General features: G+C 48.3%; 14 protein-coding genes and 1 other annotated feature. Of the genes, 2 read left to right on the plus strand and 12 right to left on the minus strand.

The features are described 5' to 3' along the window. Positions 1-53: 53 nt before the first annotated feature. Entirely contained in the window at positions 54-1,022 is a 969-nt protein-coding gene (locus D328_RS0117870; protein ID WP_018886404.1) for a bile acid:sodium symporter family protein, read from the plus strand. Positions 1,023-1,149: 127 nt separating this feature from the next. Here the strand turns inward: D328_RS0117870 and D328_RS0117875 are convergent, their stop codons facing one another. After that, positions 1,150-2,772 (minus strand): family 10 glycosylhydrolase, encoded by a 1,623-nt coding sequence (locus D328_RS0117875; RefSeq protein ID WP_018886405.1) that lies wholly within the window; start codon positions 2,770-2,772, stop codon positions 1,150-1,152. Positions 2,773-3,058: 286 nt separating this feature from the next. Continuing rightward, positions 3,059-3,484: a transcriptional regulator MntR gene (gene mntR / locus D328_RS0117880; RefSeq protein WP_018886406.1), complete on the minus strand. Its 426-nt coding sequence runs from the start codon at positions 3,482-3,484 to the stop codon at positions 3,059-3,061. A gap of 55 nt (positions 3,485-3,539) precedes the next feature. Here mntR and splB point away from each other — a divergent pair, with 55 nt between their 5' ends. After that, the gene (gene splB / locus D328_RS0117885; protein WP_018886407.1) at positions 3,540-4,748 is read left to right on the plus strand and encodes a spore photoproduct lyase; all 1,209 of its coding nucleotides are present in this window, start codon (positions 3,540-3,542) and stop codon (positions 4,746-4,748) included. Positions 4,749-4,966: 218 nt separating this feature from the next. Here splB and D328_RS0117890 read toward each other — a convergent pair whose 3' ends face one another. The 10 genes from D328_RS0117890 to adhE all read right to left on the minus strand — a co-directional run bounded on the left by D328_RS0117890 (position 4,967) and on the right by adhE (position 20,626). Next, entirely contained in the window at positions 4,967-5,686 is a 720-nt protein-coding gene (locus D328_RS0117890) for a cytochrome c biogenesis CcdA family protein (protein WP_018886408.1), read from the minus strand. Between the two features lie 20 nt (positions 5,687-5,706). After that, the gene (locus D328_RS0117895) at positions 5,707-6,510 is read right to left on the minus strand and encodes a metal ABC transporter permease (RefSeq protein ID WP_018886409.1); all 804 of its coding nucleotides are present in this window, start codon (positions 6,508-6,510) and stop codon (positions 5,707-5,709) included. A 39-nt stretch (positions 6,511-6,549) separates the two neighbouring features. Next, positions 6,550-7,299, minus strand: a complete 750-nt coding sequence (locus D328_RS0117900) for a metal ABC transporter ATP-binding protein (protein ID WP_018886410.1) — start codon at positions 7,297-7,299, stop codon at positions 6,550-6,552. A gap of 34 nt (positions 7,300-7,333) precedes the next feature. After that, positions 7,334-8,518 (minus strand): metal ABC transporter solute-binding protein, Zn/Mn family, encoded by a 1,185-nt coding sequence (locus D328_RS0117905; RefSeq protein ID WP_018886411.1) that lies wholly within the window; start codon positions 8,516-8,518, stop codon positions 7,334-7,336. Positions 8,519-8,918: 400 nt separating this feature from the next. After that, a complete protein-coding gene (gene metG, locus D328_RS0117910) occupies positions 8,919-10,943 on the minus strand; it encodes a methionine--tRNA ligase (RefSeq protein ID WP_018886412.1) in 2,025 nt (674 codons plus the stop codon). A 91-nt stretch (positions 10,944-11,034) separates the two neighbouring features. Continuing rightward, positions 11,035-11,281: a binding site (T-box leader), on the minus strand. Between the two features lie 79 nt (positions 11,282-11,360). Then, positions 11,361-11,618: a membrane protein insertion efficiency factor YidD gene (gene yidD, locus D328_RS31350; RefSeq protein ID WP_025680601.1), complete on the minus strand. Its 258-nt coding sequence runs from the start codon at positions 11,616-11,618 to the stop codon at positions 11,361-11,363. Positions 11,619-12,056: 438 nt separating this feature from the next. After that, a complete protein-coding gene (locus D328_RS0117920; protein WP_018886414.1) occupies positions 12,057-14,258 on the minus strand; it encodes a copper amine oxidase N-terminal domain-containing protein in 2,202 nt (733 codons plus the stop codon). 373 nt (positions 14,259-14,631) lie between these two features. Next, positions 14,632-15,387, minus strand: a complete 756-nt coding sequence (gene pflA / locus D328_RS0117925) for a pyruvate formate-lyase-activating protein (protein ID WP_018886415.1) — start codon at positions 15,385-15,387, stop codon at positions 14,632-14,634. 48 nt (positions 15,388-15,435) lie between these two features. Then, entirely contained in the window at positions 15,436-17,697 is a 2,262-nt protein-coding gene (pflB, locus tag D328_RS0117930; RefSeq protein WP_018886416.1) for a formate C-acetyltransferase, read from the minus strand. 313 nt (positions 17,698-18,010) lie between these two features. Further along, complete coding sequence (adhE, locus tag D328_RS0117935; RefSeq protein WP_018886417.1) at positions 18,011-20,626, minus strand: bifunctional acetaldehyde-CoA/alcohol dehydrogenase; 2,616 nt, start codon at positions 20,624-20,626, stop codon at positions 18,011-18,013. Positions 20,627-20,734: the final 108 nt, after the last annotated feature.

Here is a 20,734-nt window from a genome sequence, read left to right on the forward strand (position 1 = left end):
TGCTTCAAAGATGTATAATAGAAAATTATATGGGAAAAGGGATGTCTAATTTTATGCTACAGGTTCTGAACCAACGATTGAATCGTATTATGCCCCTTATTACACCAGCCAGCATTTTGATTGGTGTGCTGTGTGGAAGTATGCTTTCGCCTTATACGTTTTTATCTCCATGGCTATTTGCATTCATGACCTTTGCAGGCAGCATCAGTCTGAGCTTTCGTGATTTAGTAGGCGTTCTGCGGAAGCCTCTACCTCTAATTGTATGTCTGTTTATTTTGCATCTTGCCATGCCGCTGGTCGCTTTGGGGCTAGGTCATCTCGTATATCCGACAGATGCCTATACCATTACCGGAATGGTGCTAGCCGCTGTGATACCAACCGGGATTTCCAGCTTTATCTGGGTCTCGATCTATCGAGGCAATATTGCACTCACACTTAGCATCATTCTGATTGACACGTTGCTTGCTCCGTTTATCGTTCCAGGCATTATGTCATTATTGCTCGGCACGAGTATCCAACTGGATTCGGCGGCTATGATGGGCAGTCTGTTCTGGATGATTGTCGTTCCTTCTCTGGTCGGAATGATGTTAAATGAATGGACCAAGGGTGCTATCGCACCAATTTGGGGTCCTAGGCTGAACCCTTTCTCCAAGCTGTTCATGGCTGTTGTTGTTGCCATTAATGGCTCGGTAGTTGCACCATATCTCACGAATATTGACTGGCCGCTCGTCGGCATGGCCCTCGTCATTGTTTTACTGGCAGCCATAGGCTACTTATTATGCTACTTGAGCTCTCGCTTACTGAGATGGAATGAAGCCGATCAGGTAGCTCTTATGTTCAATGGGGGAATGCGGAATATTAGCGCAGGCGCTGTACTCGCTGTTACGTTCTTCCCTCCTCCAGTTGCCGTTCCGGTTGTGCTGGGAATGGTCTTTCAGCAAATGATGGCTTCCTTGATTGGCTACTTGCTCGGTCGCCGTACAGAGCTGCGACAGGCTGCCAACAAAGCCACCGTAGCATAGTTGAACACAGTGAAGCAATGCACTATAAGTGAACATCGTTATGGAACAACTGAGCTTCAGCTTCTCAGCAAAAACAGCAGCGAAGACCCAAGCATGTCGGGTGTCGCTGCTGTTTTTGCTATACATTTTATTGATAATAGGATTTGAGAAGCTCACTCAGACCGAGTGGATTTTTGCGTAAATGCTGGGCACTGAAGAAAATGTCTCCCTTAACCTCAGGGTAGCTCTCATTCCATGCTAACTGATCAATAATTTGCTGAGCTGTCTGCCAGCCCTTCTCAGGCGTACCTAATTTGTACGGGGCATGACCAATATACAGCTTGACATTCGTTCCCTTCACTTCCCCAGCCCACCAGGATACCAACGTATCATAAGGTGCAGCCGCGAAGCCAATACTCCAATAGACCTGTGGAACAACATAATCAATGTATTCCTGCTTGATCCAGGTACGTACATCTGCGAAGGTCGTATCGTATGCCGTTACGCCTGCCTTTGTGTTCGAGCCTGTGATATCTACCGATTTATTCCGCCATACACCAAATGGGCTAATCCCGAATTCAACCTTCGGCTTGCTGGCATGGATAGATGCACCTAGCTCTTTAACGAACACATTGATATTGTTCCGACGCCAGTCACCCTTATTCGAAAAGACGCCATTTGACTCCTTAAATGTCGCATCATCATTAAAGCTCCCGCTGTATGGATAGAAATAGTCATCCAGATGCACACCGTCAATATCATAATTGTTCACGACCTCCATGATCGCATCAATAATGTGCTGACGCGCTTGCGGTATTCCTGGGTTAATGTACAGCTGGCTACCTGTATTCACGATCCAGTTCGGGTGCTCGTTCACCACATGATTGCTAGCGAGTCCCGTCTTGGCACTGGTCGTATTAGCCCGGAACGGGTTGAACCACGCATGGAACTCCATCCCTCTGGCGTGTGTCTCTTCAATCATGAAGGCTAATGGATCATAGCCAGGGTCTTTCCCCTGTGTATTGGTCAAGTACCTACTCCAGGGAACTAGCTTGGAGGTATAGATCGCATCACCGCTTGCCCGTACCTGAACAAATACCGCATTGATGCCCATAGCTTGCAGATCATCCAGTAGCGCTGTGAATTCCTGACGCTGCTTCTGAGCACTATTCTTGGCTGATGCCGATGGCCAGTCACCGTTAACAGTCGCTACCCAGGCTCCCCTCATGGAGGAAGAGGCTTGTACAGCAGGTGTTGGACGTGAGCTGCCAGAATCCGTAGATGGAGTAGCCGTATTTCCCGGCAAAGAAGGAGCTATGCTTCCTTGACCTGACCCGGATTGCAGTGTAATCCATCTTGTCGAAGCATTCCAATCCACCTGTAGACCAAGCGTTTCCCCTATGAAGCGCAGCGGTACCATCACTCGTCCATTTCTAGTCTGCACAGCTGAATCCAGTGCGACGGGGCTACCATTCACCAGTGCAGATCGATCCCCCCTGCTCATCATGAGCTGAGTGTCGTTCCCCGTAATGATTACTGTCTCCGTGGCTTGCTGCCAGTCTACAGAGGCACCCAGTCCGTTACTTATGACTCTAAGAGGAACCATCGTTACATTATTGCTTGTTATGTACGGCGCCACATCGCTATCAAGCGTCTGTCCATCAAGTGCCAGTTGGATATCCTGAGCTGCCGCCGATATTGTCGTCTGTGCGAATATGCTGGATAGCAAGATTACGCAAATCATCCAAGTCTTGAACCATTTCTTGTACATCTCTGACCTCCGAAACATTCTATTCAGTTCTACAGCCAACAAGAGTTGTCTATAAAGGATAGACGTTCCAAAGAATACGTTGGTTGCGGTCTTCCGCAAAATAAAAAAAACGTCTAACGACGTACTTTCACAGAAGGCAGACCGCGCTTGGTTGAGGTTTCTTGCGATGATAGAATTGTTCAGCTCCGCTGAGAAATTATAAATTATATCATCTAAAAAAACGTCTTCAGACGTCAAGAAAAGGCAAGCAGACTCATGTTCCGTTGCAATAGCTTGTGATTCCTCATCAGGATTCCTTGGCAAGCTCCTCCTGAATATGTCGAAGATCCTTAATTCGGCTATCATCCTGACGGAAATACTCCACAAGCGTCTCAATGCAAGTAATGGAGTTCCAGCTTAAGTGATGCTCAATTCCTTCGACGTCCCTATATATATGCTCCTCATCTACACCGATCAGTTCCAGAAATTCTTCTAGTAAATGATGGCGATCCACCAGGCGCTTGCCGACCTTCTTGCCCTTGGGAGTCAGAATCAAGCCTCTGTATTTCTCATATATCAAATATTCATCCTTATCCAGCTTCTGGATCATCTTCGTTACCGATGAAGGGTGTACTTCAAGACCTTCGGCAATATCCGAGACCCTTGCGTACCCTTTCTCATCAATCAACTTGTAAATTCGCTCCAGATAATCTTCCATGCTTGGTGTTGGCATTTTCTTTCCCTCTTTTCAGCGTTGTGCTGCTGTTACATTGCTTAAACCATGATACATGTTCTCAACACCCATTGGCAAGTCCTGTCACCCTTCGCTCACATGTATTGCCACGTTTGATCCCGCTAAATCAGCACATTCTAAGGATGTCATCCTAACCATTCTGCATGGTCAAAAAAAGGAGGGGATACCGATCGGAGCAACCATAACCGAGGCTCGTCCAGCTCGAACGTTACAGCCCACCAAGCCGTTTATTCCCGATCTAGTTTATTTTGAGCCAGATGCCCTGAATTATCCCAAAGGACAGCATATTATGAACTGGGTCCAGGCACAAAATATTCCTTATCAGATGACAACCTCTCATAACCGAATTACCAACCTGCCGGGCGAAACGGATCAGGAGAAGTACCGTATGGCCAAAAGAACGCTAGTTGTGGGCCTCCGCAAGACTTTAACCTTTGACCAGTCAAAGCCCTCTGCAGAATATGCCATTCCGATCTCCACAGGATGTATGGGACATTGCCATTATTGCTATTTACAGACAACCCTAGGTGCCAAGCCTTATGTCAGAGTGTATGTCAATACAGACGATATCCTACAGTCCGCCAAGCAATATATTGAGGAAAGAGCACCAGAGATCACGCGCTTCGAAGCAGCTTGTACATCCGATCCTGTAGGTCTGGAGCATATTACTGGCTCGCTGGGGGATCTGATTCAATTCATGGCCAAGGAAGAATTCGGTCGTCTTCGGTTCGTAACCAAATACCATCATGTGGAGCCGTTGCTGGGTCTGCAGCATAATGGACACACACGCATTCGTTTTAGCGTCAACTCGGACTACGTAATCAAACAATTTGAGCCGGGAACCTCACGCTTTCATGAACGCATTGAGGCAGCAGGTAAAGTAGCCGCAGCAGGCTATCCATTAGGCTTTATTATTGCCCCTATTATCTGGTATGACGGATGGGAACAAGGCTATGCTGAGCTACTGGAGCGCCTGGCAGATACATTGCCTCCTGAAGCCGAGCGGGATCTGACCTTCGAGATGATTCAGCACCGATTTACGAAGACCGCAAAGACCGTCATTGAGCAAAGATATCCCAAGACCAAGCTCGAAATGGATATCGAGAAACGAAAGAAAAAATGGGGTCGCTGGGGGCAAAATAAATATGTATACCCGGATGAACAGCAGCAGGCCCTGCGAGAGTTCATTACGGAACGAATATTTGAGCATTTTCCGAAGGCAAACATTGACTATTTCACATGACACTTGATTATTTCACAGGGTATAGACATTTATTCTCTAATTTTCAAAGAAAAAAAGAGGGTGTTCCGATTCTTCATTCGGGCACCCTGCTGTCTACTCAACCTTATATCGTTGTTCACTTAAATCATACACATAGTAGTAGTTTGCTGTAGAGTCTTTACTCATATGGACTTAATATTTGTAGTCTCATATAGCAACTTGATCATCGTTGTCTCAGACTACAGCCGCAGCCAATTGGGGGTCACGCGCTGAAGCAGAATACTAAGCTCTGCCCAGTGGTCTGTAAGAAGCAGGAACCCTGTTAGCACAAGCATCCCTCCGCCCAGCTTCATCGCCCATGCCCCATATCGTCCGGATAGCCGTGGGCCTGAGCCTGCATATGCAGCTAGTAATATAAAAGGGATGGCGAACCCTGCCACGTAACAGGTCATTAGCCAGAACCATTGCTGATGCTCTACAGCAGCCAGGGCAATAATCGCAGCCAACATCGGACCGATGCATGGTGTCCATCCTGCCGCAAAGCCGATCCCGACCAAAAGTGAGCCCACATACCCTACTGGCTTGATTCGTAGAGACACCCGATAATCCCTCATGAATAGATGAACCCGAAGCACATTCATGGCAACAAGTCCCATCAGGATCATACAGATCGCAGATATCCAGCGAAGCGTATCGCGGTACTGCCCGAACCAGTAGCTGAATAGACTTGCACTTGCGCCTAGCGAATAAAATACAGCCGAGAAGCCCAGGATAAATGCCACCGCATGAGTTAGCATCCTTACACGTCGCTCCTCCATGGCAAGCGAATTCTGCCCCCTATTCCCAGCTGGAATACCTGATATATAGGATAAATAGGCCGGGATAAGTGGTAAGCAGCATGGAGACAGCGCAGAGACGAGTCCAGCCGTAAAAGCAATGCCCCAATGAATATCCGGCATATACCTCCCCCTTCTCGGGACTAGGTCGTGAATCCTTTCTTACCAGCCATCACAGTAATCAGCATGGCAATCAACATTAACACAATTGTTGCTCCAGGAGCCAAGTTCCATATGCCTGCAATCAATAGCCCTACTACAACAGCAATCTCGGCGAAAATGACGGACAGGACAACCGATGCTTTAAAGCTGCGGGCAATGAGAAGACTGATCGCCACAGGCACCGTCAGCAACGCCGATACCAGCAATGCCCCTACAATCTTGATCGCTGTGCTAATGACGAGCGCAGTCATTACCGTAATGAGCAAGTTCAGTACCTTAACGGGAAGACCACTAACTGCTGCCGCATCCTCTTCGAAGCTGAGGAGGAACAACTCCTTGCGCAGCAGGAAGACGACAGTTACCACAATGACCGTAACGGCCCCCACCACATAGACATCCCCCGTATTCAGCGTGTAAATGCTGCCGAACAGATAGCTCATAACATCCGTGTTATAGCCCATCCCCAAAGTGAAGAACAGTGAGGCCAGAGCCACACCTCCTGACATAATGATCGCTATCGACAGTTCTGCATACGTCTTATAAGCCTTGCGGAGCTTCTCAATGGCAAAGGCCGCCAACACCGCGAAGATGAGTCCCATGAATAATGGGAACTTGTCTAGCAGAAATCCAAGCGCTACACCAGCAATCGTGACATGCGCCAGCGTATCCCCAATCATGGATAATCTGCGCAGAACAAGAAATAGACCGATCAGCGGGGCTGTGATGCCGATGAGAAGCCCTCCGATCAATGCTCTTTGAAAAAAATCACTCCATAAAATGTCCACTGCAACGACTCCTCTAATAAATGAACCGGATCTGGTAGGTCAAATCAGCGAGTGCTGCAAATCAGTCTCCCTGCAATCCAGTGCTTCATGTGAATGTTTGACATAGAATCCAATCTTGCCATTTCTGGCTGCAGGCTGATCCCCAAGGTACCCCTGCATACGCTCCATATCATGCGATACCATCAGGAAGGTCATTTCATGGTGGGCATGCATATGCTTGATTAGTTCAAAGAAATCATCCTGTGTCTCCGCATCAATCCCTACGGTCGGCTCATCCAGAATAAGCAGCTCAGGTCTGTTAATCAGAGCCCGGGCAAGAAACACACGCTGCTGTTGACCTCCAGATAGCTGACCTATACGCTTGTTCGCCAGATCCTGGACACGCATCGTCTCCAGTGCATCATCACACTGGCGCTGCTGCTTGCTGCCCACACGCCGAAACATGCTCTTGTTGTTGTACAGTCCAGAGAGCACCACTTCACGGACCGTCGCAGGGAACAAGGGATTAAAAGCGTTCTTCTGCGGCACATAGCCGATGCGCTCCCAATCCTTGAACTTCTGGACAGACTCGCCAAAGAGTCGAATCTCCCCTTGAGTCACGGGCAGCAAGCCTACGATCATGCGCAGCAGTGTTGTTTTTCCCGCACCATTCGAGCCGATGATACCTACAAAATCACGCTCACGCACCCCGTAACTGAGCCCAGAAATGACCTGCTGGTCCCGATAAGAAAAGGATACGTCCTTTAGCTGCAAAATATGATCGTGACAATCTACTGCGCTATAAGCCATGACAACTCCTCCATCTTGATTCCGCTTTTCGCTTTTATTGTAATGCAGTGACCAGATTATTCAAGTTGTTCTGCATAAGAGTAAAATAATTATCACCATTCGCCGCCTGCTCTTTGGTCAATCCCTCCACAGGATTCAGCACCATTGTCTCTACACCAGCTTCACTCGCCAAGGTCTGGGCAAGACGATCAGAGACCAGCTCCTCGAAGAAAATATACTTGATGCCTTCGTCCTTGACCAACTGTGCCAGACGTACAAGATCCTGTCCACGCGGCTCCGCCTCTGGTGACAGTCCCATGATCGAATGCTGTACCAGGCCATAATCACGGCAGAGATAGCCGAACGCCTGATGAGACACGACAATCTCATGCTTTGGCAAAGAGGATAGCTTCTGCTCAAATTCTACATCCAGCGCTACCAGCCTTTCCTTCAACCCCTCGTAACGTTGCTCATACTCTACTTTATGCTCTGGATCAGCTGTAACCAGTTCGTTTTTGATATTCTCGGCCATGATCAGGGCAGATTTGGGACTAACCCACGTATGAGGGTCCACATAATGCGTTCCATCATTCTCATGTGCATCCTCCCCAGAACTGCTTGCTCCAGCCTCGGCCGTCTCGTGGGCATCATGCTCGTGCTCATGTTCATCCGCATGTTCATGCACTTCACTCACAGACTGCGGATCTCCAGCTTGTCCAGTAGCACCGTGATTATGTCCATCATCTTCATCCGTATGGATGAGCTCAATGCCCTGACTCACTTCAACGGCCTTGACCTGGGAGCTCTTATCAATACCTTGCAGGAAATTAGGCACCCAGCCTTCAAGCCCTGCACCATTATACAGGAACAGCTGTGCCTTGGAAGTATTCATAATGTCTTGACTCTTCGGAGTCCAGTCATGCGGCTCGACGCCTGTAGGGAGCAGATTGATTACATTCGTGTCCTCTCCACCGATTTCCTTGGCAAATTCATAGATTGGATAGAAGCTAGTAACTACATTTAGCTTTCCCTCCTGAATAGCACTTTGACTCTGGCTACCACAACCAGCGATCACGAGGAATGAAAGTGCTGCTAGCGCAACCCAAGCTACTCTATATGCTGCAGCCTTGCGCCGCCAAAGGTTCAGTATGCCACTTTTGTTATGTGATTGCCAATGTTTCTGTAGTTTCTGTTCCATCAATTGTTGCCGTTGTTGCTGTACTTGTATTTCGTTATTCATGAACGCTCTCCCGCCTAAATCGTAATGGTTACTATTCGGATTATAGAAAACCACTCCGTTGCTGTCAACCTATAATCCTTGATACCACCATATCAAGCGATCAATAATCGCAGCGCAGCCGAGTCTCTCGGCTAGTCCATGCAAGTAAGGAGCGCATTGAGCATTGAGTATTGAGCATTGAGTATCGTTCTCTAGAAGTAGAGTTCTTTTGAGTATAGAGTTGTTTCGAGTATGGAGCTGTTTCGAGTATAGAGCTGTTTCGAGTATAGAGCTGTTTCGAGCAGGGAGCCTGCCAATCAGGTAATACGCGCCTCTGTTCTAAGACACAATCAAAGTAAGACCGACAAGGAATTATTCCCTGCCGGTCTTATATGTGAATATATACTTGATGCTACTTGATTTACTTGACGATCGCACCATTCGGCATCGACTCTGGTACCGTCGCGAGGGTCAGCTGATCTCCGTGAGAAGCAGCGAGAATCATTCCCTGAGATAGCTCTCCGCGCAGCTTCACAGGCTTAAGATTAGTTACACAGATAACCTTCCGTCCGACCATATCCTCCGGTGTGTAAAACTTCGCAATGCCTGAGACAACCTGACGCTGCTCATACCCGAGGTCCAACTGCAGCTTCAACAGCTTATCAGCCTTCTTCACTGGCTCACACGCGATAACCTGAGCTACACGCAGCTCCACCTTTCCGAAATCCTCAATGCCGATCTCTTCCTTCACCTCTGGAGCTTCTACAGCAGCAGCGCCTGCCGCTGAATCCGTCTTGGCTGGTGTCGTATCTGCAGCAGTTGCCACGGCGCCACCACTCATTGCCTCCACGATATAAGCTACCTCCTCAGTAGCGTCCAGACGCGGGAAGATCGGATCTCCCTTATGCAATTGCATTCCTTCTGGAATCTGGCCAAAGGTCTTGCCACTGTCCCAAGCCGTCAGCTCTCCTTCTGTAATGCCAAGCTGCTCCCAGATCTTGCGTGGGGCCCGGGTCAGGAATGGCTGCAGCAGAATGGAGGCGATTCGTAGGCTCTCGACCAGATGAAGCATAACCGAAGCAAGCTCTCTGCGCTTGCTCTCATCCTTGGCAAGAGTCCATGGCTGTGTCTCATCAATATATTTGTTGCTGCGACTGATGAATTGGCCGATCGCCGTCAACGCGACGGAGAATTCCATATTCTCGAGCGCTTCCTCCACCTTCTGATAAGTTACGACCGACAGGTCCTCCAGCGCCTGATCAAAAGGAGTCACCTGCGGCTCATAGGCCGGAACGCGTCCTTCGAAGTATTTATCGACCATGGCTACTGTGCGGTTCAACAGATTACCCAGGTCATTGGCCAAATCCGAATTTACACGCTCTACGAAGCTCTCTGGTGTGAATGTGCCATCCGCTCCAAAAGGAACCTCACGCAGTAGATAGTAACGAAGTGAATCCAGACCATAGCGGTTAATCAAGGTCACGGGGTCAACTACGTTGCCCTTGGACTTGGACATCTTACCATCCTTCATCAGCAGCCAGCCGTGAGCGAACACCTTCTTCGGCAGCGGCAGATCCAGTGCCATCAGCATGATCGGCCAATAGATCGTATGGAAGCGCACAATCTCCTTACCTACAATGTGCACGTTAGCTGGCCAGAACTTATCATAGAGCTCTGTATTCGAGGAGCCATATCCCAGTGCAGTAATATAGTTAGACAAGGCATCAATCCATACGTAGACTACGTGCTTCGGATCATTCTTGACCTTCACGCCCCAGTCAAAGGTCGTCCGGGATACCGCCAGATCCTCCAGTCCAGGCTTGATGAAGTTGTTAATCATTTCTTTCTTGCGCGACTCCGGTTGGATGAATCCTGGGTTGTCTTCATAGAATTGCAGCAGTCGATCTGCATACTTACTCATCCGGAAAAAGTAACATTCCTCTTTCACCAGCTCCACAGGATGACCGCTATCCGGGCTCTTCCCGCCAATGACATTCCCGGCATCATCCTTCACGACATCAACTAGCTGTGTCTCCGTGTAATAAGTCTCATCCGGAATGCTGTACCAGCCCTCATATTCACCCTTATAGATATCTCCCTGCTGTAGCAGTCGATCAAAGATATCCTGAACCACCGTCTTGTGACGCTCCTCGGTGGTCCGGATGAAATCATCATTAGAGATGTCCAGTGTACGCCACAGCTCCTGAATTCCTGCTACGATGCCGTCTACGAACTGCTGCGGCGTCTTACCAGCAGCCTCAGCCTTCTGTTCAATCTTCTGTCCGTGCTCATCTGTACCCGTCAAATATCGCACGTCATAGCCACGCAGTCTCTTATAGCGGGCCATTGCGTCACCAGCCACCGTTGTATACGCATGACCAATATGCAGCTTGTCACTTGGGTAATAGATTGGGGTTGTAATATAAAATGTCTTGTTATCCGCCATTTCAAATCCTCCTGTCATAATATTTGCGCTTCATGCAGAGCAATCAGCTAGGTGCCATGCTTATGGGCCACAAAAAAGACCCCCGCCCATTATAAGGGACGAGAGTCATCTCACGTGTTACCACCCAAATTCCCCGCTGCTTCACAGCCAGCAGGCTCCATCGGTTATTCAACCGTCCATTAACGCTGGATCACGCCAACCTCTTACCTCAGCTTTGCTGAAGCTCGAAAGCGGTTCCTCCGGGACCATATTCAGGAATCTAACCAGACCGGTTCGCAGCTAACTCCGGCTCTCTGTGCTGGCAGGGTTCTCCTTACTCATCCGTTCACAGGATTATGTTATGCATCTTGTTAACCATCATTCACCATTCTATACCAAAATATAACGAAAATCCAATCATCATGTCAAGGATAACGATCATGTATCTGACAGTTCGCCTTGCCCAGCCATTGTCTCGATGCGAGGGGGGACAGGATCGAACCCACCAGGATGAAATGGATGGCATTTCCCAATGCGCTTCAGAGCGAGCCAGCTTCCTTTGGCAGGGCCATGCACCTCTACCGCCTCAAGCGCATAGGCAGAGCAGGTTGGATAGAAGCGGCAGGTCGGTGGCTTGAGTGGGGATATCGCTTTTCTATAAAAGTGAATCGGAGCCTGAACCAATCTGCGGCCCATATTATGCCTCTTAGCAGACAGGCTGGCACTTATAGGATTAGCATCCTGTGGATGCGAAGTAGCGCGTTCCTGATTCGAATCGAGCTTATGACCTTCTCCTGCGGAGCGTGCGCTGTTCACCCTATTCCCTCCATCTGTTGTCTTTATTTCACCTATCATTCTCTCCATTATAGCACGAACAGCTACTCTGCAAGAAATGGACAACGAATAGCAAAGGAAGGCACATAGTGAATGTGTACTCAAGCGCTAACTCTACTATAGTGTCTTTTTAAAGTGCCATTTTTGAAACGTCCTCCAAGGTATAACTCAAAAAAACAGCCCTTCTGAGATCCACCGGCATTACGCCGATGGACCCACATCAAGAGCTGCTTCCTCATTAGGGTTGACTTTTAACGGTAAAGTTATTGCAATCGGATAGCCTCATCGGCTCAAATCCTACTAGTGCTTGCGCTCAGGCAAAGGCATAATCAAGAGATTGACAGGCAGATTGCTGCCTGCTGCCGCTGTAAAGTAGATCTCAACGGCCTCTTCAATCACACCAGTCCGATACAGCACAGTATTCTCGTGCGGCGCCTCGACAGCTCCGTTCGTAGGCAATCCTGTGATCTGATTGTTCACCATGGCGAACCCGGAATATTGTCCGCCACGCGGATTGAACGTGATTAGAGAGTATGGAGCTACTCGGTCGAGCTTGATTTTGTATACTACACCAAAGTTACCGGCATTGGACGTAGCTGATCCATCCATACCATCATAACCGCTCAGATTCGGGTCCAGATTGTTATCGCCGATAGCGATACGTTGCTCGGTAGTACCCACTACATCTGTGTACTCATAAGTGCGATCTGCATTCATGTAGGTACCACGGTTATGAATTCCATCCTTCGCCAGCATCGGCAAATAATTCAGAGCTTCAATCGGGTCAGCAGACTCCTCTACTACAATTACTCTGTACTGGATCGGTTGATCCGTGTAGAGATCAGACAGCAAGGAGATAATTTGGTCCGGCTTGATCGGCAGTGCATTCAGATCCTGAAGGATGATGTGGCTCTCACCTGGATTCAGCACCAGACTGGAGCGCTTGTTGCCTGTCTGCATGGATTCGAAGTATTTGCGGATGGACACTTTTCCTGCCGCTGTAGCGAACGGGCTTGGTCCTGCAAAGCCGGAATTCTCGATATTCATGTAAGCTGGCACGATGTTGTTATTCGTCGCAATCACATACATTTTGACATTGCGGCCTGTCTCGTTCACATGATGCACCAGAATACGCTGGCTGCCTACTCCTACCTCTTGATATACAATACCATCCTGGAACACACGCTCTGGGCTATTCGCACGAATCAGCATCCGTGGCTGCGAGGTAGACGTCAATGGAACTGAACTCATCATAGGAACTTCACTACCGTTAAAGGTATATTTGTCGCCATAAGGTGTGAAGAATTTGTTGAAGTCATCTTCGTTATACAGCTCTTCATCTGTAATGGTAATTGAGGTCTCATAAGTACCTGTAAGACCATGCTTGTCTGTAACCGTCAAAGTAATGGTAACCTCACCCGGCTCGAAGAAAGCCAGCTTGTTGTTCTTCCATTCACGCTTGGTAATGGCGTTCTCATCATCCGTACTGAGGTCAGTGATGGTGATTTTCTCCCCCATCTTATATTCCTTCTTGTCGGTGGTGAACATGGCTACAGGCGGCTGATTCGGCGGCTTGACCGTGATGGTCACAGAGTAAGGCTCACTCCATTGACCAGCTGCATCCTGCACAGCATATGTAACGACGTAAGTTCCTGGCTCCTGAAATACGTCTTGACGTCCTTCCCAGCGCTCATTGATAATCGCATAACCTCGCGGAGAAGAGGATTGTGTTGTATAAGCCACTTGTGTCTGCTCAGCATAAATCTCCGAAGGCGTAACCTTGAAGGATGCTGTAGGAAGTGCAATCAGGTTCAACGTAACGGTCTTGTTCACAGCATCAACCGTATACGGAATATTCAATGCTTGTGTAATCGAGGTCAGAGGAACCATAAAGACATTATCCTGTTGGAAAGAAGGACCCTTCATCGTCTTTTGAACTCCATTAACCGTGTATACATTGCTATCTGTCTTGAAGCGAAGCTCGTCACTGCCTTGGCGAATGACGGTTTCTTTCGTTGCTGCATCATAATAGAATTGCAGACCGACGCGGTCTACCAACGAGCGGATAGCCACATAGGATACTCCGTCCTTGACCATCATTGGCTTGGTAGCCGTATATTCAATGCCATCCTGCACGATGCGAGCGCTATTCATATAAAGAATCAAGTTCTGCGGTGCGCCAACAGTTCCGGTCGTTCCTGGAGTGTACACTTGATCCGTAACATCGGTACCAGGTACAGAGGTCTGATTATCAGTATCTACAGGTGGAGTGACAGGAGTCGTAGCATCTGTCTGCTCTACAGCATCTACTGCGGAATCTGCAGGCTGTTCTGCCTGATCTTCATTGGTATTCTGATTATCACTTGTTACAGAGTCGCTGATATCAGCAGTCTGCTCGAGACTGGATTCGGTGACTTGTGCTTCTTGCGCTCCCGCCGGGAGTACCGCAGCTACCTGCGCTAACACCAGAACTGTGAGCATCGTCCATTTCTTGAGATTCATTATTTGTCTCCTTCTAAGTGCAGTTTCTAGTCTTTCCCGTAAAAAGTCATACTATTAGACGCCCCGTTGTTCGAAAAGTTGCTCCGCTATCATACAAAATTAGTTAAAGAAAACATTTTTAATTACTTGAGTTCACATAACTTAACATTTGTAACACTAGTGTAAAATGAATAAGAGCTCAACAAAACAGATTTTCCCGTCTATAAAGTCTAAAATCACAAGAAAAAAACGCCGTAAACCCTACTACGGCGCTTGTTACACATTCATGATATACATATGATATATACAAAATTGTTGAGGTGAAGGCAGCGGATTCCTAAGTGTTGATTTACATATATAATCGTTACTTAGATCAAAATTACATATATCAAAGTTACATATAAGATGAAGCGATTTGTGCAGAAGTCTCAGCTCTGCCCTTCTCAATCAGGCGATAAGCACGCTGTACTTCTTCTTCTGTAGGTGATGGGACACCTTCGAGTGGATATTCCTTACCAAGCATCTCCCATTTATACACACCCATTTGGTGATACGGCAGAATCTCGAATTTCTCTACCCCTTGCAGGGTTCCGATGAAGCGCCCCAGATTGCGGAGATCGTCTTCATCATCATGAATACCTGGTACGAATACGTGTCTGATCCACATCTTACGTCCTTGATCCGACAGCCAGCGCGCGGTTTCCAGCATGCGCTCGTTCGATTTTCCCGTCAGCTTAATGTGCTTCTCATTGTCGATATGCTTGAGATCAAGCATCACCAGGTCCGTCACTTCGAGCAGCTCATGAATTCGATCCGCATCATTGAAGCCGTTGGTATCCAGTGTGGTATGCAAATTCCAGCGTTCCTTCACAGCTCTGAACAGCTCTGCGACGAATTTGGCCTGCAGGGTCGGTTCCCCACCCGAGACGGTGAGACCACCGCCAGACGAGCGATAGTAACTCAGGTAAGGCTCAATCTCGGCCAGGACCTCCTCCAGTTCCATTGGGTTTCCTTCGTTCAGTGCCCACGTATCCGGGTTGTGGCAGTACTGGCATTTCAGCAAGCATCCCTGCATGAAGAGCACGAAGCGGATGCCGGGACCGTCTACGGTCCCGAAGGTTTCTAGTGAGTGAATGTGTCCTTTTAACATGTTGCATCTCCCTTTCTGCATCCGCTTCTGCTTCAGTTCATGTAGGTGTTACATTGATCCGTGGAATGTACGGTTGATTACGTCAAGCTGCTGCTCGCGAGTCAGCTTGATGAAGTTCACCGCGTAGCCCGATACACGAATCGTCAGCTGCGGATAATTTTCCGGATGCTCCATTGCATCCATGAGTTGTTCACGGGCAAATACGTTGACATTCAAGTGGTGCGCATTGCTTCCAAAGTAACCGTCCATCATGGATACCAGGTTGTTCTTGCGGATTTCCTCTTCCTTACCCAGCGCTTTTGGCACGATGGAGAAGGTATTGGAGATACCGTCCAGGCTGTGCTCATATGGCAGCTTCGCTACAGAGCTCAGGGATGCCAAAGCACCTTTCTTGTCACGACCGTGCATTGGGTTCGCACCAGGTGCGAATGGTTCGCCTGCTTTACGACCATCAGGTGTAGTACCAGTCTTCTTGCCATATACCACGTTGGAGGTAATGGTCAATACCGATTGGGTAGGTAATGCATTACGGTATGCTTTATGCTTGCGGATCATGCTCATGAAGGACTCAACAAGCTCTACTGCAATGCTGTCGACGCGATCGTCGTTGTTACCATAGCAAGGGAACTCGCCTTCAATCTCGAAGTCCACTGCGATGCCTTTTTCATTACGAATCGGTTTTACTTTAGCAAATTTGATAGCGCTCAGGGAGTCAGCGGCTACCGACAGACCTGCGATACCACATGCCATCGTACGTAGAATATCACGGTCGTGCAGCGCCATCTCAATGCGCTCGTAGCTGTACTTGTCATGCATGTAGTGAATGACGTTCAATGTATTCATGTACAGTTTGGCCAGCCATTCCATCATTGGCTTGAAGCGTTTCATAACCTCTTGGTAGTCCAGCACTTCGCCAGTGATTGCAGGGAATTCAGGACCTACCTGAGCACCGGATTTTTCATCCACACCGCCATTGATTGCATACAACAGGGCTTTGGCCAGGTTAGCACGAGCTCCGAAGAATTGCATTTGCTTACCGATCTTCATAGCGGATACGCAGCAAGCGATGCCGTAGTCGTCACCATAGATTGGACGCATCAGATCATCATTTTCATATTGAATGGAGCTAGTCTCGATGGATACTTTAGCACAGTATTTCTTGAAGGCTTCAGGCAGCTTCTCGGACCACAGTACAGTGAGGTTCGGCTCAGGTGCAGGTCCCAGGTTGTACAGGGTATGCAAGAAGCGGAAGCTGTTCTTCGTTACTCGAGTCTCACCAGTGACGGACATGCCGCCGATGGATTCAGTTACCCACGTTGGGTCACCACTGAACAACTCGTTATAGTCAGGTGTACGCAGGAATTTCACAATACGGAGCTTCATGACGAAATGGTCAACCAGCTCTTGTGCTTGTTCCTCAGTCAGTACACCTTCAGCCAGATCACGCTGAGTGTAGATATCCAAGAAAGAGGATACGCGTCCCAGCGACATTGCTGCACCGTTCTGCTCCTTGATGGCAGCCAGGTAACCGAAGTACACCCATTGGAAAGCTTCCTTGGCGTTCAAGGCTGGCTTGGAGATATCAAGACCATGCTCTGCTGCCATTTGCTTCAATTCATTCAGTGCACGGATTTGCTCGGAGATTTCTTCACGCAGACGGATAACATCCTCTTCCATCGCGTCAACTTCAAGACTCTTCAATTGTCCTTTTTTGTCTTGAACCAAGAAGTCTGTTCCATACAGTGCTACCCGGCGATAGTCACCGATAATCCGGCCGCGGCCATAAGCATCTGGAAGACCTGTGATGATCCCAGCCTTACGGGCTGCTCTCATTTCATCTGTATAGGCATCAAATACACCCTGGTTATGAGTCTTGCGAATATGGGTGAATATGTCAACGATGTTTTGTGGTACTTCAAATCCATAAGCTTTACATGCATCGATCATCATCCGAATGCCGCCGAATGGTTGCAGGGAACGCTTGAATGGTGCGTCTGTCTGTACACCGACGATTTGTTCCTTGGCTTGATCAATGTATCCTGGTTTGTGGGAAGTAATGGTAGATGGAGTGTTCACATCCACATCCAGTACGCCGCCGTTAGCCAGTTCCTTCTTCGTCAGATCGGAGATAATATCCCACAAAGCTGTAGTATTTGATGTAGGTCCCACCAGGAATTTCTCATCTTCATGATATGGTGTAATGTTCAATTCGATAAAGTCGTTTACATTAACTTCTCTGGACCATTTACCATTTTTGAAACCGCGCCATCCCGATTGTTGCTCTTGTAATGTTTTCTCAATCACCGACATGTGAATCCCTCCGTTTAGTTGTCTGTTATGACTTCGGGCTTTGAAGGTGTGATACCCGTTGTCAACGATCCCGCCTTCATGTGCCTGTTTTCACATTCCTGGGAAGGTGAATACATGGTTCAATCAGCAACCTTAGTGTGTTCGGTGGGATCTGTCTTACAACTTCATTGTAGATTAATGATACAGTTGAGTATGTGATAAAAATCACAAATATTTAAAATTCCTCCCTTCACTTACGTAACAAGCTCAGCTCCCCTTCGCAGGAGAGCTGAGCCATCTGGTAATGGCTGTATATAACAGCATTACCCTTGTATTATTTATTGAAACGTCCGTAGAAGGCATTCCGGTATACATCCGCCAGTTCCGACACAAGTGGAAGTTTTGGATTTGCTGTTGTACATTGATCCTCAAATGCACGGTCAGCCAGATAATCCACACGGGATTCGAAGTCCTTGGCATCGAAGCCAAGCTGCTGGAACGACTCCTCGATTCCAAGCGTCTTGTTCAATTTGCGGATCGCATCAATCAGGCTATCTACGCCTTCCTCTGTCGTGCGTGCAGGCAGTCCCAGAATGCGAGCAATCTCTGCATAACGCTCGTCAGCTACGAAGCTCGAATATTTCGGGAAGGAAGCGAACTTGGTCGGCTTCTTCGCGTTGTAGCGGATGACGTGAGGCATCAGGATTGCGTTGGTACGTCCATGCGCAGTGTGATATTGACCGCCCCATTTGTGCGCCAAGCTATGGTTAATACCCAGGAAAGCATTGGCGAACGCCATACCTGCCAGTGTGGAAGCATTGTGCATCTTCTCTCTAGCGAGCTTGTCGCCAGTCAGAGCGGATTGCTCCAGGTATTGGAACACCAGTTGGATCGCCTTGATCGCCAGACCATCGGTGTAGTCGCTTGCCATGACAGACACATAAGCCTCAATCGCATGTGTCAGAACGTCCATACCTGTATCAGCAACAGCTGTCTTCGGCAGGGAGTATACGAATACCGGATCGATGATCGCTACATCTGGAGTCAGCTCATAGTCTGCGAGCGGATACTTGGTGTTGCCCTGCTCCTTGTCAGTGATGACCGCGAACGATGTTACCTCCGAGCCTGTTCCCGATGTTGTAGGGATCGCTACGAACTTGGCTTTTTGGCCCAGACGCGGATATTTGTAGATCCGTTTGCGGATATCCATGAATTTTTGCTTCAGGTTATGGAAGTCAGTATCTGGATATTCATAGAATAGCCACATGCCTTTCGCAGCATCCATTGGCGAACCACCACCAAGTGCGATGATACAGTCAGGCTGGAAGCGATTCATCATATCTGTTCCACGCTTCACAGTCGTTGTCGATGGATCTGGCTCCACTTCAGAGAATACTTCGATAGCTACAGGCGTCTGACGCTGGCGCAGATAATGAGTCACTCTATCTACATAGCCGAGTTTGACCATCATAGGGTCAGTTACGATCGCTACCCGTGTGATGTCAGGCATTTTAGCCAGATATTGCGTCGAATTTTTCTCGAAATAGATTTTGTCAGGAATCTTGAACCATTGCATATTCACGGTACGTTTAGCCACCCTTTTCACATTGATCAGATTGACAGCCGATACGTTCGACGAGGTCGAGTTCCGTCCGTAGGAGCCGCAGCCCAAAGTCAGGGATGGTAGATTCGTGTTGTAAATGTCGCCGATTGCGCCATGCGTGGAAGGCGAGTTGACGATGATCCGGCCCGTCTGCAGGCGGTTCGCGAACTTCTGAATGACTTCATCATTGTTCGAGTGGATCGCCGAGGAGTGTCCCATGCCTCCGAATTCAACAACTTGAGCAGCGCGTTCGATGCCTTGCTCTGCATTTTTGACACGGTAGCAAGCCAGTACAGGACTTAATTTCTCAGCGGACAGCGGGAATTTGGTGCCAACACCCTCCAGCTCAGCTACGAGAATCTTGGTTCCCTCTGGAACAGTGATCCCGCACAGCTCTGCGATTTTCATAGCCGATTGCCCTACGATCGCAGGGTTCACTGCACATTTCTCCACGTTCATAGCTCCGCCAGTGAGCTTCGCAGCTTCTTCTTTATTTACGAAATAGCAGCCGTTCGCTATCATTAATTGTTTTACTTGATCATAGATGGGTTCTTCGATAATGACAGCCTGCTCGGAAGCACAGATCATACCGTTGTCAAAGGACTTCGACAGAATCAGATCAGTTACGGCCTGCTTGATATCTGCTGTCTTTTCAATGAAGCAAGGTACGTTACCTGGCCCAACGCCAAGTGCTGGCTTACCGCAGCTATATGCTGCCTTAACCATCCCGGAGCCACCGGTTGCCAGAATCAGTGCAACGTCAGGGTGATTCATGAGGGAGTTCGTTTTGTCCATGGAAGGTGCTTCGATCCATTGAATGCAATCAGCAGGAGCTCCATGCTTCACTGCTGCCTCTAGCAGGATGCGGGCTGCTTCCTTGCTACATTCCTGAGCGGATGGATGAAAGCCGAAGATAATCGGATTCCGTGTCTTGATGGAGATGAGCGCCTTGAACATGGTTGTGGATGTCGGATTCGTAACTGGCGTAATCCCCATGATGATACCGACTGGCTCAGCAATTTTCTGGAAGCTATCAAAATCATTATCTTCAATGACACCTACTGTCTTGTCATACTTGATATTGTGATAGATATACTCTGTAGCGAACATGTTCTTCGTGATCTTGTCTTCATAGACCCCGCGGCCAGTCTCTTCCACAGCCAGCTTAGCCAGATACATGTGCTTATCCAGTCCTGCAAGAGCCATTGCCTGAATGATCTTGTCGATCTGCTCCTGATCCATTTCCATGAATGCTTGCTGTGCCTTGTTCGCACGATCAATCAGTTTTTGGATGTACTGCTCTGCAGTTGGTTCTGCTGCCTTCGTGACTTCATTTTTTACAGCCATGTTCCTCATCCTCCATGTTTATAGTAGTTGCTCTCTCTTCTACGCACTGATCGTAACACAGGAAGTTATCTTATTATGTGATTTTTTTCACAATCTAATTCAATTTTG

Origin of the sequence: Paenibacillus massiliensis 2301065 = DSM 16942 (genome assembly GCF_000377505.1) — a bacterium.
Taxonomy (GTDB): Bacteria; Bacillota; Bacilli; order Paenibacillales; family Paenibacillaceae; genus Paenibacillus; species Paenibacillus massiliensis.